Genomic DNA, 18,306 nt, shown 5'->3' with positions numbered 1-18,306 from the left:
TCCAACGTGACCGATATGGGCAGTATGTTCTATAGCGCAACTTCCTTCAATGGGGACATCAGCAATTGGGACACCTCCAACGTGACCGATATGGGCAGTATGTTCTATAGCGCAACTTCCTTCAATGGGGACATCAGCAATTGGGACACCTCTAGTGTGACCAACATGAGTGCGATGTTCAACGGTGCCTCTGCCTTTAACAGGAACTTGGGGAATTGGGACATTTCCAATGTGCAGTCCATGTACAGCATGTTTGAGGACAGTGACATGTCTGCCCTTAACTTCTCCGATACCTTGATTGGGTGGGCCAACTTGGAGGTCCATCCCGATGTGACACTTGGCGCAGCGGGGGTGAACATCTGCGAGAACGGCGGCGGCTTCGCTGCCTATGCTGCCCTCAGCGGTGCACCCAACAACTGGACCATTACCTTTGGCAGTTCTGAAGTATGTAACTGAGTATGGAATCAATGAGATGAACCACCGGGAGGCCCTTGGGTCTTTCGGTGGTTTTTTGTTTAGCCCCTCCTGACCTCCCACAATTGGTTGGGGGATTTGGTCTTTTGGAGTTTGGTGAATGGTGTCCGAAGTCCAAATATTGATTCGTGAACATTTGTGCAATTCGTGTCACCTGAAAAACACCCCTAAGGTTCCTTGCCTGCATTTCGACAGGCTCAATGACCACGGCAGGCTGGCCTCAAGGGGACAGTTGCTCTGGATGACCCGACTATTCTGTTATTGGTCATTATCGATTATTGTTCATTGTAAATTAGATTTCCCCTTTGACCTTTAACCCTTGGCCCTTTCGCCTGAAACCCGAAACCTGAAACCCAAAACTTATCCCCATCAGTTGCTTCTAGCATAGAGCAGATGGTCCAGTAAGGTAAAATCCACGCTCAGGTCGTCCTTGAGTTCATATCTGATGATCAGGTCGCCCCAGTATTTGCCATCGGAAAAATCGGCCAAAATCCACTTGTGGTTCAGTACTTTAATCTTATTGATCTTGAAATCACTTTCCATGCCTTCATAGGGTACCAAAGGATTATCACCGGATTTTTCGTTGGTTTCCAACAACTTGTCCTCGATATAGCGTGATGGGCTTTCCAAGTTGAGATGGTCATAATAGGCCAGGGCATCATCGTTGTTCTCCAAGGTGAAATATTGCATGTCCAAGACCCGTAACCGTGCCTTCAACAGGGAATCGTTCAGGGATTCCACCTCGGCTTTCAAGGTATCCACATCCGAGCGCATCGCTTTTTGCATCTTGTTGGCGGTCACAAATTGATAGAGCGCCAAAAGGGCGGCGAATACAAATAGGTATAGAAAAATCTTGTTCTTCATTAATTTATATGTTATGTGAGTCTATACTTCCATTAAGTATTGAATTAAAATCAACTAATTGATAATTATATATGTATGTGTTTTTGTCAACCTTTCGACTGCGCCTGTCTGCCGACAAAGGCAGGCTCAAGATGACAAAAAAGCACTTGGAAAATGATATTGTTGCGCACTAGGTTTTATATTTTCAATTTTAGGTTATCGTAGGCCAAATGTACATTTTTGGGCAGTTTTTTTTCCACTTCCGCATGGAAACCCAATACATGGCTGATGTGGGTAAAATAGGTTTTTTCCGCACCCACCTCTTCGGCAAAGGCCAAGGCCTCTTCCACATTAAAATGGGAATGATGGGGCTCCTCACGCAGCGCATTGACGACCAAGACCTTGGCTCCTTTTATTTTTTTGATTTCCTCCTCCTCTACCCGCTTCACATCGGTCAGGTACACAAACTCCCCAAATCGGTAGCCAAACACCTGAAGCCGATTGTGGTAGGCCTCTATGGGGATCACATCCAGATCGCCCAACCGGATGGGCCTGTCCTTTTCCACTGGGAACACCTGTACCGCCGGGGCACCAGGATATCGGTTTTCATCGGCAAAAATATAATCGAACCGTCTTTTCAGGGAATGGATGACCCGCTCATGGGCATAGATGGGAATGTCTCCCTGTCGGAAAAAAAAGGGACGGATATCGTCTATGCCCGCCGTATGGTCGGCATGTTCGTGCGTAAAGAGGATGCCATCCAGTTTGTCTATGGGGTTTTTCAGCATCTGTTGCCTGAAATCAGGACCGCAGTCGATCACATAGTTGTACGATTTCCAAGAAACCAGCACGGAGACCCGCAACCTTTGGTCCTTGGGATCTTTGCTCTTGCACACAGGATGGTCACTACCAATGACGGGGATACCCTGTGAGGTTCCCGTTCCCAAAAAAGTAATGGTCATCCTGTCGTCCATGAAAACCAAAATTATAACATATTTATGTAATAGATTGAACGAAGAGTGTAACTTTGTGACATCGTAAATTTTCGAATATGCCTACTGTACCGAGCAAAGAAAATGCTTTCGAAAACATACCTTCCATTAAGGCAAAAACGCTGAGGATCAATTTAAACCCAAATATCTACGGAACCTTTGCCGAAATCGGCGCCGGACAGGAGACCGCAAGGCATTTTTTCAGGGCCGGAGGTGCGTCGGGGACCATTGCCAAGGCCATGAGCGCCTATGACAAGTCCTTCAGTGATGCCATTTATGGTGTGGAGGAAGATGGAAGATACGTGACCCAGTCCCGCTTGAAGAAGATGCTGGACCATGAGATGAGACTGGTGGAGGAACGGATCAGTAGGGAGAGCAACCCGAACTATCTGTTTTTTACCTATGCGAACACGGTGGCCACCATCGATTTTTCCAAAAGGTACAAAGGACACGGATGGGTAGGTATCCGGTTCCAGTTGGATCCTGACCAAAAGGAATATGACGAGATCGTGCTCCACATACGCTTCAAACAGAACGAGGCTCGCTTGCAGCAGGAAACCTTGGGCATTTTGGGGGTCAATTTGATCTATGGGGCCTTCTTCAAGTTCCATAAGCCCAAAAAACTGTTGAAATACCTCTATGACCATATCGACAAGGACACTTTGGAAATTGATATGGTGAACTTTACCGGGCCCAACTTTGCCGATGTGGACAACAGGTTGATGAGCTTGCAGTTGATCAAGAACGACATGACGGATGCGGTGATGTTCGGACCTGACGGCAACAACCTTCTTCCCGCGGCCGTACTCTACAAAAAGAGCATTTTGGCCCTCCGGGGTAGTTTCAGACCCGTCACCAAGGTGAACATGGACATGTTCCAGAAGTCGTACGATATCTTTATCAGGGAACAAACGGTGGAATATGAGAATACCATCGTTGTTTTTGAAATCACGCTCTCCAACCTGAAAGCTGCCGGGGAAATTGACGAACAGGATTTTATGGACCGTGCAGAATTGCTCTGCTCGCTCGGACATACGGTATTGATTTCCAAGTTCCAGGAATATTACAAACTGGTGGAGTATTTCAACAACTACACCAAGGCCAAAATCGGGCTTACCATGGGTGTGAACAACCTCGTGGATGTTTTCGATGAGAAATACTACCGTCACTTGAGTGGTGGCATTTTGGAGGCCTTTGGAAAATTGTTCTTCAAAGACCTAAAGGTCTATCTCTATCCGATGAAGGACCCCGATACCGGACAAATCCTGACCAGCAACAACGTAAAGGTGCACCCACGGATGAAGGAACTGTACAAATTCTTCAAGTACAATGGCAAGGTGATGGACATCATCGATTACGATCCGGAAGTGCTCCATATTTTCTCGAGGGATGTGCTCAAGAAGATCATCAACAATGAAGAGGGCTGGGAGGACGAACTGCCAGAAGGTATTGCCGAGATCATCAAACAAAAACACCTTTTCACCCGAAAGGTTCTTGAGGAGAAGGAGTAAACTAAAGTTTTAGGTACAAGCACAAGAATCAAGTTCATGGGTGGACAGGATTGTAGCATTTGCGCACTTTGGATTGAAGGTGAAATGGCTAAAGGTAAAAGTTTCAAGTTCCAGGTCAAAGGTTGTGTTACTTAAAATTGAGAAGAACAAAATACAAAACCAAGAGATTGAGTTGAGTGTGAACCAGTAATTGTCCCCTTGAGGGGACCATAGGGGTGTTTTATGGTTTTTGTCTCTTTTGACACGAATTACACGAATCTTCACGAATAAATGTTCATATTTCCAAAAACTAAATAAAAGTTTCAGGTTCAAGCAATCAGCAATGAACAATGACCAATAACTCAGTAACCGAATAATCCAAGTCTATGGTCACTGTTCTATGCTCTACCATCTGATCTGATGCGAATGAATGTTCTGATATCAGACTTCAGATTTCAGTTAATCAAAGCATCCCTTCCCAAATTAGATTCTTCAAACACTTCGTTTTTTTCAGAATGACAAGCAAAATCCATTTTATCCAAAACTCGAAGAATCTAACAATCCAATTATCCGAAATCTCTGCTCTAGGCAAGAATCTGCGCAGCATGGTCCGTGGTCTTCACCTTGTCGATGACCTTTTCCACTACCCCATTCCCATCGATCAAAAAAGTGGTGCGGTGGATGCCATCGAAAGTCCTCCCCATGAATTTTTTTGGGCCCCAAACCCCGAAGGCGTTGATCACAGTGTGGTCCTCATCGGCCAATAACGGAAATGGAAATTTATATTTCTTCTTGAAATTGGCCTGTTTGCGTACAGAATCCGCACTCACGCCCAAGAGTTCATATCCTTGATCTTGCAATTCTTTGTAATTGTCCCGCAAATTGCAGGCTTCCAAGGTGCACCCGGGCGTATTGGCCCTCGGATAGAAAAAGACGACCAATTTTTTTCCTTTATAATCACTCAGATTAATTGTGTTGCCATCTTGGTCTTTTGCGGAAAATTCAGGTACTTTATCCCCTACTTTTAACATATTCATGCGCTTTCTGTCTTGAATTATTGTTTAATATTTATATACACAAAGTTAAACAAATATGACCAAACAAGAAAAGGTTGATTTCACCATTCAGACCTTGGATGAACTCTACCCCACCATTCCCATTCCATTGGACCATAAAGATCCCTATACCCTTTTGGTGGCCGTGCTGCTATCGGCCCAAAGCACGGATGTTCGGGTGAACTTGATTACACCGTTATTGTTCGAAAAGGCGGACAATCCCTTTGATATGATCAAGCTTTCGGTGGATGAAATACGGGAGATCATAAAGCCTGTGGGGCTTTCCCCAATGAAATCGAAAGGAATCCATGGTCTTTCACAAATTTTGGTGGACAAATACAATGGGGAGGTGCCACGAAGCATTGAACTGTTGGAGGAACTTCCGGCCGTGGGCCACAAAACGGCCAGCGTAGTGGTTTCCCAAGCCTTTGGAATTCCTGCATTTCCCGTGGACACCCATATCCACCGATTGATGTACCGATGGGGATTCTGCAATGGAAAAAATGTGGCGCAAACGGAACGGGACGCCAAGCGTTTGTTTCCAGAAGAAATTTGGAACAGGCTGCACCTGCAGATCATTTGGTATGGAAGGGAATATTCCCCGGCCCGTGGTTGGGATCTGGAAAAAGACATCATCACCAAGACCATAGGAAGGAAAACGGTGATTGAGGAATACTATAAAACCAAAAAGAGCCGCTAATTGTGGCTCTTTCTGACAGTTTGATCCTTAAATCAATTTAAGGTTACTTCAAACTGATGCTTTTTGTAGTCAACTACATGAATCGATTTGGAGTAGCTAAGCAAAAAATTTACGGTCTTTTGACTAGCCTTCACCGTTTTCACGGATTTTTGTTCTTCAGAGTAAATATTTTCCATATTCTAGCGTAAATGTTTCAAATAGATAACGCCAGTAAAATGGAAATATTGCAACGTTCGACGTAATGCGCTATTAATTCGTTAAAACGATATTCTTGCGATCAACGATTTTTCTCAAGTTGATAAGCGCATATCGCATTCTACCCAAGGCCGTGTTGATGCTGACACCAGTGTTTTCGGAGATTTCCTTGAAACTCATGTCCTTGTAGATCCGCATGATCAGCACTTCTTTTTGGTCTTCGGGCAATTCCTCGATCAAAAGGGTAAGATCGCTCTCTATCTGGTCTTTGATGATCTGCTTTTCAATGTTCAGTTTTTCATCCTTGATCACTGAAAAGATGTTGAAATCATCACTTCCTTCGAACTTGGGCATTCTTTTGTTCTTACGGAAATGGTCTATAATCAGGTTGTGGGCGATTCGCATTACCCAGGGAAGAAACTTGCCCTCTTCGCTGTACGATCCCCTTTTTAGGGTCTTGATCACCTTGATGAAGGTATCTTGGAAGATGTCCTCTGCAACATCCCTGTCCATGACCTTTGAATAAATAAAACTGGTGATTCGTTGGTTGTGCCTGTTGATGAGTATTTCCAACGCCTTCTCATCTCCGGCAATGTAGTTCTTTACTAAAATCGAGTCATTAATCTGTAGTTCCATACAAATTACTTTTTTGGTTAAAATCATCACCCTTCCCTTTCAGGAAAGACTTTCTGGTATTTAGTTTTTAATCTTAAAAAGTAATTATGCTGTATAGGCCTATTCAGTTTTTTAATTACACTTCAAATATAGATATTTAGGTAGGCGACCTAAAAAACTATGTTGTGAGTTGCTAAATTTTATATGTTAACTGATGCAATATACGTATTAAGTGTTGTGTATCGTATCTTTGAGACCCTAATTTTAACACATGGCAGCCATTACCGACCTTGATCCCAAGCAGCACATCATTATAAAAGGTGCCAAACTGCACAACCTCAAAAATATAGATGTGGTGATCCCCAGGAACAAGCTGGTGGTGATCACCGGGCTATCAGGTTCGGGCAAATCCACCTTGGCCTTCGACACCCTGTATGCGGAAGGCCAGCGGAGGTATGTGGAAAGCCTTTCCTCCTATGCCCGCCAGTTTTTGGGCAAGCTGGACAAACCCAAAGTGGACTACATTAAAGGTATAGCCCCCGCCATTGCCATTGAGCAAAAGGTGAACTCCACCAACCCAAGATCTACCGTTGGGACCACCACGGAAATCTATGATTATCTAAAATTGCTCTACGCCCGTATCGGCAAGACCATCTCCCCCATTTCTGGCAAGGAGGTGAAGAAGCATACAGTGTCGGATGTGATCAACCACATCAAGGCGCTTGAAGAAGGGAGCAAACTGCTGCTTTTGGCCCCCGTCATCATTAAAGAGGACCGAAATCCCATCAAATCGTTGGAGCTTTTTTCCAAGCAGGGCTATGCCCGTATCAAATATAAGGGTGAGGTACTACGGATAGACCAGGCTCCCAAGGATATCGGCAGGGAGTTTGACCTTGTGGTGGACCGGATCATTGTAAAGGACGATGAGGATTTTTATAACCGATTGGCCAATGCGGTGGACAATGCCTTTTTTGAAGGGAAAGGGGTTTGCGCCATTGAGAACCTTCAAACCGGGGAAACCCAATCGTTCAGCAACCAGTTTGAACTGGATGGCATGAAATTTTTGGAACCGAATGTGCATTTGTTCAGTTTCAACAATCCGTATGGTGCATGTCCCAAATGTGAAGGCTATGGGGATGTCATAGGCATAGATGAGGACCTCGTGATTCCCAACACTGCTTTGTCCGTATATGAGAACGCAGTTTTTCCTTGGCGTGGGGAAAGTATGGGTTGGTATAGGGACCAATTGGTGAACTCGGCCTATACCTTTGATTTTCCCATACACAAACCTTGGTTTGAACTTTCGGAGGAACAAAAACAATTGGTCTGGGATGGCAACAAGCACTTTACCGGCATTCATGCATTTTTTGAACAACTTGAGGAAAAGAGTTATAAGATACAGAACCGGGTGATGCTTTCCCGCTACCGGGGAAAGACGAAGTGTTCCGTGTGCAAAGGGAAACGGCTCCGCAAAGAGGCTGATTATGTAAAAGTGGGCGGTAAATCCATTTCGGATCTTATTGAACTGCCTATCAAACGGTTGATGCCCTTTTTTGGGGAACTTCAACTTTCGGAACATGATAGGACCGTTGCCAAACGCTTGCTGCAGGAGATTACCACCCGATTGGAGTTTTTGGACAAGGTGGGACTGGGCTATTTGACCCTCAACCGAAAATCCAATACCCTTTCCGGTGGGGAAAGCCAGCGCATCAACCTGGCCACTTCGCTGGGTAGCAGTCTTGTGGGTTCCATGTATATTTTGGACGAACCCAGCATCGGACTACATCCCCGTGATACCGAAAATCTGATAGAGGTATTGAAATCCCTTCGGAATTTGGGCAATACCGTTATTGTGGTGGAGCACGATGAGGATATCATGAAAGCGGCGGACGAGATCATCGACATAGGACCAGAAGCGGGTACCTTGGGCGGTGAGGTCGTGGCAACTGGCAATATGGAAACCATTTTGAAGTCCAGTTCGCTTACCGCTGCCTATTTGAACGGGACCCTAGAAATAGCCGTGCCCAAAGAGCGTAGAAATTCCAAACACTACATCCAGATCAGAGGGGCGCGGGAAAATAATCTTAAAAATATAGATGTCACTTTCCCTTTGAACGTGCTTACCGTGATTACGGGGGTTTCGGGAAGTGGGAAAAGCACCTTGGTCAAAAAGATCCTATACCCCACCATCCTTCAGGCAGTGGGCGGTTATGGTGAAAAGGCAGGGCAGTTTACTTCCGTTGAAGGGAAATATTCGCACATCAAGCATGTGGAATTTGTGGACCAGAACCCCATCGGGCGTTCTTCCCGTTCCAATCCTGTGACCTATATAAAGGCGTATGATGACATCCGAAACCTTTTTGCTTCCCAAAAGCTGAGCAAACTGCGCGGGTATCAGGCCAAACATTTCTCGTTCAACGTGGACGGAGGTCGCTGTGAAAAATGTAAGGGCGAAGGTGAGATCACCGTAGAAATGCAGTTTATGGCCGATGTGCATTTGGAATGTGACGTGTGCAATGGCAAACGCTTCAAAAAAGATATTTTGGAAGTGCAGTTTGAGGGCAAAAACATTGATGACATCCTGAACATGACCATTGATGATGCCATAGCCCATTTCGAGGCACACAGGCAGGAAAAGGTCGTAAGCAAATTACAGCCACTGCAAGATGTGGGACTGGGGTATGTTACCTTGGGGCAGTCCTCCTCCACCCTTTCCGGCGGTGAGGCACAGCGTATTAAATTGGCCTCTTTTCTGGTGAAGGGAAACACGAAGGAAAAGGCCCTCTTCATCTTTGATGAACCTACGACCGGACTTCATTTCCACGACATCAAAAAATTATTGAAATCCTTTGACGAACTGATTGCCAAAGGGCATTCCATTATTGTGATTGAGCACAACATCGAACTCATCAAATGCGCCGATTATATCATCGACCTTGGACCCGAAGGCGGGGAAGATGGTGGGCACCTTATCGCCGAGGGTACCCCAGAGGAAATTGTCCAGAACAAGGATTCCCATACAGCCAAATATTTAAGGGAAAAGCTCTAAAATAGACGATAGAGTTTAGACAGTAGATGATAGACAGAAGAACATAGACTACAGAGAATAGACTTAGGTTATTTTGTTATTGAGTTATTGGTCATTGAGTTATCTTGCAAACTATCTACTGATCTGCCTAACCTTGGACTTGGACTTGAGCTTGGACTTCAGCTTTTACATATAGTTTTGAAGCGTCTCAAGCTTACAGTGGATGTTTCATTTTCCCCTGCATGACCCAGGCGACCTCATACTGCCTACTAGCTATGCTTTTTGAGATAATTATCCTACAAACTCAAAGGCTCCTCCCTTTCTTTTGGATTTTCCATTTTTCATCCGTTGATCCAAAGACCACTTCCATTAAGTCAACTTGCCCATCCGTCAATTGGCTATCTTTTACAACTTTCAATTCGCTTCATTTGCACGGAATTTCAAGGTGCGAAAAGACATAATATTTAATTGTAAATCAAAACCTTATTACTGTTGCCAATCTTTGAAACAATCTTGGATTGTCCCTAAGATAAAATGGCGTGATTCATCCAAACCATAAAAAAATCCATAATGAAAAAAGTCGGTATTAAGTACTTTCCCTCTACCCCCCAAAAAAAAATATGGGCCCTGATCATTCTATTGCTGTCATCGATATACTTTGGGAATATTTTGGGCAATTTGAAGAAAATCAATGATATACCATTTGAAGAAGAACTTTTTGCGCCTTCCATATCATTGATAAAAACAGGCGTTGCAAGAAACGTGTCTGGGGGAGCCGGTTGCGATGTCATTGAATATACATTCACCCTTGCCAATCAGAGTACAAATGGGGAGGTGTTGCAAAATGTTGTGGTGACCGACCTCCTTTTGGGAGGTGTTGTTCCCGGGCCCAATCTTGGTACCGATGTTGGCAATGACGGCGTTATGGCACCTGGGGAGGTATGGACATATACCGCTTACTACGATATTGAACAAGAAGACATTGACAATGGGCAAGTGGTGAATCAAGCCAATGTAACCGCATTGGTACAGGGACAGCCTGGGGTACAGGTCACCGATCTTTCTGACGACGACGATATCGACGGGAACCAACCCACTACAATTGACCTTGCTTTTTGCCAAGCTGGCATATATATGATAAAAACGGGACAAGCTATCGACATTTCCGGCAATGTTGGCTGTGATGTGGTACAATATGTAATGGAGGTAGTCAATGCCAGTCCCGTCCAAGTGTTGCAAAATGTGGTCATTAATGACCCTAAATTGGGTGGTATTCTGGCAGGACCTGATTCGGGAGACACAAACACTGATGGGTTTCTCGATCCAGGTGAAATTTGGATATACTCTGCATTGTATAACATCCTTCCAGAAGACATTGTGAACGGACAGGTAACAAACCAAGCTGAAGTGACCGCAGAAGTCCAAGGACAACCCAATGTGAAGGTTTCTGACTTATCCGATGACAACAGCCCTTCACAGAACGACTTGACCGTGACCAGCCTTTCCCATTGCTTGCCCGGAATATCCCTTATCAAAACAGGAGCCTTGGCCATCAACGGATTGGGACAACCCAATTGTAATACGGTATTGTACACTTTTCAGGTAGCGAACGAGAGTATTGTTCATACCCTCGAGCAGGTGATCCTTAATGATCCATTGGTTGGTGGCGTTGTGCCAGGTCCAGATTCAGGAGATACCAACAATGACACTTTCCTCGATCCAGGGGAAGTATGGATTTATACGGCTTCCTATAATACCATGCCAGAAGATATAAACAATGGAGAGATAATAAACCAGGCCTCAGTGACCGCAGATGTGCAAGGTCAGCCTGGGGATAAAGTTTCCGACCTTTCCGATGACAATAGCCCTTTGCAGAATGACCCTACCATAGTTGATCTGGCTGGATGTCAACCTGGTATTTACCTGATCAAAACAGGCCAAGCATTTTCGGCTTCTGGTGACCCCGGTTGTGATATGATCCAATATACCTTTGAAGTCGGGAACACCAGTTTCTCCATACCTCTGTATAATGTAGCCCTCAACGATCCCCTTATAAGCAATAATGACTTACCAGGGCCAGATTCGGGTGACACTAACAATGATGGTTTTCTTGACCCAGGTGAAATTTGGATATACACCGCCATATATAATATTCTGCCAACAGACATTGTTAATGAACAAGTGGTCAATCAGGCCAATGTAGTGGCGGAAGTGCAAGGACAACCGGGAGTGACAGTTACTGACGATTCCGATAATGACAGCCCAACTGAGAATGAATCAACAGTGGTGGATCTTTCCGCATGCCACCCTGGTATTTATCTGATCAAAACAGGCCAGGCTTTTGCGGCCTCTGGTGGTCCGGGCTGCGATGTGATCCAATATACTTTGGAGGTAGTCAATTCCAGTTGGATCTATTCCTTGGATAATGTGATCCTCAACGATCCACTTCTTGGCGGGGTGTTGGCGGGCCCTAATTTTGGCGATGACAACAACAACAATTCACTCGAACCAGGCGAAATATGGACATATATTGCTTTTTATGACGTTACACCTACAGACATTATAAATGGTCAGGTATTGAACCAAGCCGATGTAATTGCTAATGTGCAGGGACAACCGGGCGAAACGGTTTCAGACCTTTCCGATGATGACAGTCCTATTCAGGACGAACAAACCGTAGTAAGTTTAGCCCATTGCCAAAATCCGGGATTGGGACTGATCAAAGAAGGTTTGGTTGTGGATGCAGATGCAGATGGCTGCTTGGAAAGTATATTATACACTTTCACCCTGACCAATATTGGTGATGTAGACCTTTATATGATTACCTTGGAAGACCCCTTGTTCGGAGGCCAAATACCGGGCCCATTGAATGGAACGGATACAAATAATGATGGTATTCTCTTTGTAGGGGAAACTTGGATCTATGAAGCACTTTATGCTATAAAACAACAGGACATCGTCAACACTGTTGTAGTGAACCAGGCCATGGCAACAGCTTTCACGAATGTGAACACCTTGGTACAGGATCTCTCGGATGATGACAACCTGTTGGAAAACCATCCTACTAGAACACCTGTCCCTGATGATGCCTGTATTGATGGAGCTGTCTTGGGCCTTATCAAGCAAGGAACATTAGTGGACATAGATGGAGATGGATGTGTTGAAAGCATACTTTATGGTTTCACGGTGACCAATACTGGGGGTATCGACCTCGACGGAGTTTCTTTGGAAGATCCATTGTTCGGAGGCCAAATACCGGGTCCATTGGAGGGGACGGATGCAAACAATGATGGTATCCTTTCTGTTGGTGAAACATGGGCCTACGAAGCCTTATATGCCATTAAGCAAGCGGACATAGACAATGCTGCAGTTGACAATCAAGCAACCGTTACTGCAGAACCTCTTGGCTCTGACAACTCGCTCTTTGATCTATCCGATGATGACAGTTTGTTGGAAAACGAGCCTACAAGTACAATCATACCAAATGATGCCTGTACCAATGGTGGTGCCACATTGGGGCTCATCAAGCAAAGTGTCTTGATTGATGTTACTGGAGATGGATGCATTGATACCATTCACTACATGTTCACAGTGACCAATACAGGTGGGGTAGATTTGGATGAGGTAAATTTGGAAGACCCCTTACTTGGCGGTGAAGTACTTGGCCCAGTATTCGGGACAGACGTGAACAATGACGGTGTCCTTTCCGTAGGGGAAGCATGGAGCTATGAAGCATTGTATGCCATTACCCAAAATGACATCGCCAATGGATTTATATTGAACCAAGCTACAGTGACGGCCAATACTGTGGCAGGGGACATCCCTGTGTTCGACTTATCGGACAACAATGATCTTTTCGAAAATGAAATGACCACCACAACAATTCCAAACGATGCTTGCACCGATGGAGGAGCAAGTTTAGGTCTTATCAAACAAGGGGTGCTTGTGGACACCAATGCTGATGGCTGTGTGGATACCGTACGTTATACGTTTACGGTAACAAGCAGTGGTGGAGTGGCATTTGACAACATAATCCTCATGGATCCATTGCTGGGCGGACAGATTACAGGTCCGATAATCGGAAGTGATCAGAACAATGATGGCATCCTATCCCCCGGCGAAACTTGGACCTTTGAAGCCGATTATTACTTGGTACAGGCCGATATTGATAACAGCAGTATTTTGAACCAAGCCATCGTGGCCGGAGAGCCTGTTGGATTTGATTTCCAGTTGATGGATTTGTCCGATAATGACAGCTATCTTGAGAACGAGATGACAGAGACCATTGTTCCCAATGATGCTTGCACCGATGGTGGGACCTCAATAGGATTTGAAATCTTCAATGGTATCACACCAAACGGCGATGGCTCCAATGATTATTTCCGAATCCTGGGCATCGAAAATTATCCTGATAACCAACTGAAGATCTACAACCGTTGGGGGGTACTGGTCTATGAAAGCGAGAACTATGGTCAAGGCAATAACCTGTTCTTTGGTATCTCTGACGGTAGGGCCACCTTCCAAAAGGACAAACAACTTCCCAGTGGTACCTATTTCTACATATTGACCTTCACAGGGACCAATCCAGGAAAAGATAGCTATTCAGGATACCTATATATCAATAGGGACTAATACAACGGAGCATTTCAATAATGAAAAACCAAGAACTTTTAGACAAGAAGATGATTTTGAACAAACATAGGAACCTTTGGCTATCTGCCTTTGCCCTCTTTGCCGTCCTGTTTTCCGGTATTGCCCAGCAGGATCCACAATACACACAATACATGTACAACACCCAAGTTGTAAACCCTGCCTATGCAGGTTCCAGAGAAGCATTGAGCTTTGGACTACTGGGCCGGACCCAATGGGTGAGCCTTGAAGGTTCTCCAGAGACCGGTACATTCACAGTAAATTCTCCCATAGGACTGTATGACAATATGGGGCTTGGACTTTCCATTGTTTACGATAGGATAGGCCCAGCCGTGGAATCCAATGTGGTAGTGGACTATGCCTATTCCATCCGCTTTCTCAATGAAGCCAAACTGGCCTTTGGATTGAAGGCGGGTCTGGACATGTTGGATGTAGATTACAGTAAACTCAACATCTTTGATGCCAATGACCCCCATTTCCAAAACAATGTGGACAATAGGTTTCAACCACAGGTCGGGGCGGGTATGTACTATTACACCGATAAATTCTACGCAGGGCTATCCGTTCCAAATTTTCTGAATTCCAAGCATTATGACGAAAGCTCGTTGGAAAATGCCAATGTAAATGATATAGCCATTGAGCGTTTGCACTATTTCTTGATTGCGGGCTACGTTTTTGACCTGAACGAAAACTTGAAGTTTAAACCTGCCACATTGTTTAAACATGTAAGTGGTTCACCATTGCAATGGGACATGTCCGCCAATTTCTTGATCAATGAAAAGTTCACTTTGGGAGCATCCTATCGATGGAGCGCTTCCATAAGTGCCATGTTAGGGTTTCAAATCACAGATTCCTTTTTTGCAGGGCTGGCCTACGATTACCAATCTACCAATATCGAACAGTATAGCGATGGTTCCTATGAGGTATTTCTCCGTTTCGACATTTTCAACAGGTCAGATAGGATTGTAACCCCAAGGTTCTTTTAAATATAGTTTTAGGATGAAAACAAGAAATATAAGACATATCACACTAATCGTACTTTTGTCCATTGGTGTGTTAAGTGCACAAGAGGGAAAGGTGAAAAAAGCTGATGAGCAGTTTGACAGCTACGCTTACATCGATGCCAGAAAGATATATCTCAACGTTGTGGAAGATGGCTATGAATCTGCACAAGTGTTCAAAAAATTGGGGGACACCTATTATTTCAACAGCGAGTATAGCGAAGCGGCAAAATGGTACAAAAAACTGGTGCAAAACTATCCCAACGAGGTGGAACCAGAATATTATTACCGCACAGCCCAATCGTTGAAAACTATTGGCGAGTATAGTGAGTCAGAAAAAATGATGGACCGATACACTGCCCTGTCCAGCAATAGCAAGGTGGCCACAAACCTTCAGAACAGTGCTGTTTCCCTAGAGGACCTCACAAATATGAAGGCTGGAAAATATAAGGCCATCAACATCACTGAGGGGCTTTCCAGTTCAGATTTTGGCCCAACCTTTCACAACAACAAAATTGTATTCGCATCCTCTTCCAAAAATACCGAAGGAGGAAAGACCCACGATTGGAACGGTCTCCCCTATTTAGATCTCTATGAGGCCGAAATAGGTGAAAATGGAGCTTTGGAAAACCCAGTCGCCCTTAAGGGTGACATCAATACCCCCTACCACGAGTCCTCAGCAGCCTTCACCAAAGATGGCAACACCATGTACTTCACTCGGAACAATTACATCAATGGCAAAAAGAAGAGGGATAAAAAACGATTGGTCAGCCTGAAAATATACAAAGCCAATAAAAAAGATGATGGCAGTTGGGGGGATGTGGAAGAATTGCCGTTCAACAGCAATTCATATTCAGTGGCCCATCCTGCACTGAACAATGCCGAAAACCGTTTATATTTTTCCTCGGATATGGAAGGTTCACTCGGAAGATCAGATCTTTGGTACGTGGACATCATGGCGAACGGACAGTACGGTCAACCCGTTAATCTTGGTCCAAAAATCAACACGGAAGAGCGGGAAAGCTTCCCCTTTGTGAGCGGAAATGACAACCTTTACTTTTCCAGTGATGGCCACATGGGCTTGGGAGGACTTGACGTTTTTGTGGTTTCACTCAATGGCAATGGCCAGTTCAAAACAGTGACCAACCTAAAAGCCCCCATCAATTCCAGCCAGGATGATTTCGGTTTTATCATAGATGAATCCAGCAAAACAGGCTATTTTTCCTCCAACAGGGAAGGTATTGAAGGTAGTGTTTCCGATGATATCTATGCCTTCAATGAGAATTGTAGTGTCATCATCAAAGGAATTGTCACTGATGAAAAAACGGGCAGGCCCCTTGAAGGTTCATTGGTCACCCTTTTGGATGAAGACAATAAGGTCGTTTCCCAAAAAACCGTTCAGAAAGATGGTGCCTACAGTTTTGAGGGCATAGCCGATTGCGGCACCCAATATGCCGTTAGGGCCTCCAACAATGAAATGGATTACCAGCCCAAGGAAAAGACATTGACCACACCTATGGGCATGATGTCCACACAAGTTGATCTGGCTCTTGCCCCACCCGATTGCCCAGTCAATGACCTGGGATGTCGATTGGATCTACAGCCCATTTATTTTGATTTTGACAAGCACAATATCAGACCTGATGCCGAAGTGGAGCTTGCCAAGATCCTACAGGCCATGAAGGAATACCCACAATTGGTCATCCATATTGAATCCCACACCGACTCCAGGGGAGATGACAATTATAACAGGGAACTGTCCGACAGGCGTGCCAAATCCACCTTGGAATGGCTCGTGAAAAAAGGAGTGGACAGAAACAGGTTGTCCGCCAAGGGATATGGCGAATCACAATTGGTGAACAAGTGCTCCAATGGGGCAAACTGTTCAGAAGAGGACCATCAACTCAACAGAAGGTCCATGTTTATCATAAAGAATTAGACCAACCCAAACAAAACGCAACTTTCTACATATCAGAAAGTTGCGTTTTTATTTATTTTTTTGGCACGCTGATTGATATTACTTGGTTGGATACAAATAATTGTATCTAGAACTTAAAACCTTGTAATATGAAAAAGTTAGTACTCATAATAGCAGCGGTTGCACTTGGAGTCCCAAACATTCAAGCAGCAAAGACAGAAAACACGATTGAGACAAATTTTGTCCGTGGTTACGGCAACTCATTCATCTTTGTGGAAGATGGGGTAACTTTTTCAGTTTACCCCGATGGTGAGTTCGACTTCTATATGGACAGCAGGGTGAATGTGGGCGTTGGTGCCCAAATCGGTAATGTGGGCATTACCTTCAACTCTGGCTACGACTATAACCCTTTCGTCCAGTATGATGATTATGGCGCAGTGATCCAAGTAGAGAACATTCCCATATTCTACGATTATTACGGACGTGTTTCCCAAATCGGAAATGTGGACATTTGGTACAACAACGGTAGGGTCCGTAGAATCGGTGGATTGCACGTGTATTACAATGGAGGTGTCTTCAGTCACTATACAGGATATATCAACATCTATAACAGACATTATGTGTACATGCCTTACCATAGGTACTTTATAAGACCTGCAATCGGGTTCTGTAATGTGTACACAAGACCTTACAGGAGATATTACGCCCCTGTCCGATACACGTATTACGCCCCTTACAGGAACAATGTCCGCAGAGCTTATGCACATGTTGGAAAGGTATATCGAAACGATAACCGTTACAGAAGGGAGAACATTTACCGAAACGATAGCAGGGTCGCCGTACGTGACAACAACACTGTAAGACGTTCCGATTCTGGAAGGAGCAACAGGTCTGTGGCCCAAAACAGTCAACGAAATGGAAGCCCGGCCATCCGCTCCAACAATGGTGACAACAATGTGAAAAGACAATCGTCTTCACAGAAAACCGTGCAGCGTAGCAGCAGTGCTTCAAGGAGCAATGCGAACAACGGCAGGACCGTGACCCAAAGACAAGTGGAGCGCACCCCAAACACAAGGAGTGTTACCCAACGTAAGGTCACATCGACCCCGGACCGTAAAACGGTATCTCGATCCACGACCACCTACAGAAAGCCCGAAACAAGGAGCTCTTCCAGTAACAGGTCAGCGGTGAGCAGGGGAAATGACGCAAAGCGAACAGTCTCCAGGAGTTCTGGCAACACAGTGAATAGAAGCTCTGGAAATTCCGTGAGCAGAAGAAGCAGCGGCGCTAGGGCATCTTCCTCCAGAAGCTCAAGAGGAAATAATTAAAAATAGTTTTTAGGTTG

Annotated in this window: 12 protein-coding genes; 8 read left to right on the top strand and 4 right to left on the bottom strand. The window is 44.8% G+C overall.

What is annotated here, in order from left to right:
* Positions 1–456, top strand: a 456-nt coding sequence (locus SD450_RS12850) for a BspA family leucine-rich repeat surface protein (protein WP_318344851.1), incomplete at its 5' end; no start/stop codon positions are given.
* A gap of 387 nt (positions 457–843) precedes the next feature.
* Here SD450_RS12850 and SD450_RS12845 read toward each other — a convergent pair.
* Positions 844–1,338 carry a hydrolase gene (locus tag SD450_RS12845; RefSeq protein WP_318344850.1) on the bottom strand — a complete coding sequence of 165 codons (495 nt, stop codon included), beginning with the start codon at positions 1,336–1,338 and terminating at the stop codon, positions 844–846.
* Positions 1,339–1,514: 176 nt separating this feature from the next.
* A complete protein-coding gene (locus tag SD450_RS12840; RefSeq protein ID WP_318344885.1) occupies positions 1,515–2,279 on the bottom strand; it encodes an MBL fold metallo-hydrolase in 765 nt (254 codons plus the stop codon).
* A gap of 89 nt (positions 2,280–2,368) precedes the next feature.
* Here SD450_RS12840 and SD450_RS12835 point away from each other — a divergent pair, with 89 nt between their 5' ends.
* Positions 2,369–3,820, top strand: coding sequence for a TonB-dependent receptor (locus SD450_RS12835; RefSeq protein ID WP_318344849.1), 1,452 nt, complete (start codon positions 2,369–2,371; stop codon positions 3,818–3,820).
* 563 nt (positions 3,821–4,383) lie between these two features.
* Here SD450_RS12835 and bcp read toward each other — a convergent pair.
* A complete protein-coding gene (bcp, locus tag SD450_RS12830; protein WP_318344848.1) occupies positions 4,384–4,836 on the bottom strand; it encodes a thioredoxin-dependent thiol peroxidase in 453 nt (150 codons plus the stop codon).
* A gap of 55 nt (positions 4,837–4,891) precedes the next feature.
* Here bcp and SD450_RS12825 point away from each other — a divergent pair, with 55 nt between their 5' ends.
* On the top strand, positions 4,892–5,554 hold the full coding sequence (locus tag SD450_RS12825) for an endonuclease III domain-containing protein (protein ID WP_318344847.1): 663 nt from the start codon (positions 4,892–4,894) through the stop codon (positions 5,552–5,554).
* 249 nt (positions 5,555–5,803) lie between these two features.
* Here SD450_RS12825 and SD450_RS12820 read toward each other — a convergent pair whose 3' ends face one another.
* A complete protein-coding gene (locus tag SD450_RS12820) occupies positions 5,804–6,385 on the bottom strand; it encodes an RNA polymerase sigma factor (RefSeq protein WP_072879309.1) in 582 nt (193 codons plus the stop codon).
* A gap of 250 nt (positions 6,386–6,635) precedes the next feature.
* On the opposite strand from SD450_RS12820, the gene uvrA reads away from it, so the two are divergent.
* The 5 genes from uvrA to SD450_RS12795 all read left to right on the top strand — a co-directional run bounded on the left by uvrA (position 6,636) and on the right by SD450_RS12795 (position 18,289).
* Positions 6,636–9,413: an excinuclease ABC subunit UvrA gene (gene uvrA / locus SD450_RS12815; protein WP_318344846.1), complete on the top strand. Its 2,778-nt coding sequence runs from the start codon at positions 6,636–6,638 to the stop codon at positions 9,411–9,413.
* Between the two features lie 549 nt (positions 9,414–9,962).
* Positions 9,963–14,024 (top strand): gliding motility-associated C-terminal domain-containing protein, encoded by a 4,062-nt coding sequence (locus SD450_RS12810; RefSeq protein WP_318344845.1) that lies wholly within the window; start codon positions 9,963–9,965, stop codon positions 14,022–14,024.
* Positions 14,025–14,074: 50 nt separating this feature from the next.
* Positions 14,075–15,028 carry a PorP/SprF family type IX secretion system membrane protein gene (locus SD450_RS12805; protein WP_318344844.1) on the top strand — a complete coding sequence of 318 codons (954 nt, stop codon included), beginning with the start codon at positions 14,075–14,077 and terminating at the stop codon, positions 15,026–15,028.
* 13 nt (positions 15,029–15,041) lie between these two features.
* Positions 15,042–16,982 (top strand): OmpA family protein, encoded by a 1,941-nt coding sequence (locus SD450_RS12800; protein WP_318344843.1) that lies wholly within the window; start codon positions 15,042–15,044, stop codon positions 16,980–16,982.
* Positions 16,983–17,110: 128 nt separating this feature from the next.
* Positions 17,111–18,289, top strand: a complete 1,179-nt coding sequence (locus SD450_RS12795; protein WP_318344842.1) for a hypothetical protein — start codon at positions 17,111–17,113, stop codon at positions 18,287–18,289.
* The last annotated feature ends 17 nt before the right edge of the window (positions 18,290–18,306 follow it).

The organism is Flagellimonas baculiformis (assembly GCF_033441575.1).
In the GTDB taxonomy this organism is placed as follows: domain Bacteria; phylum Bacteroidota; class Bacteroidia; order Flavobacteriales; family Flavobacteriaceae; genus Flagellimonas; species Flagellimonas baculiformis.
The sequence above is the reverse complement of the archived record's forward strand: the minus strand, read 5'-3'. Positions and strand labels throughout refer to the sequence as shown.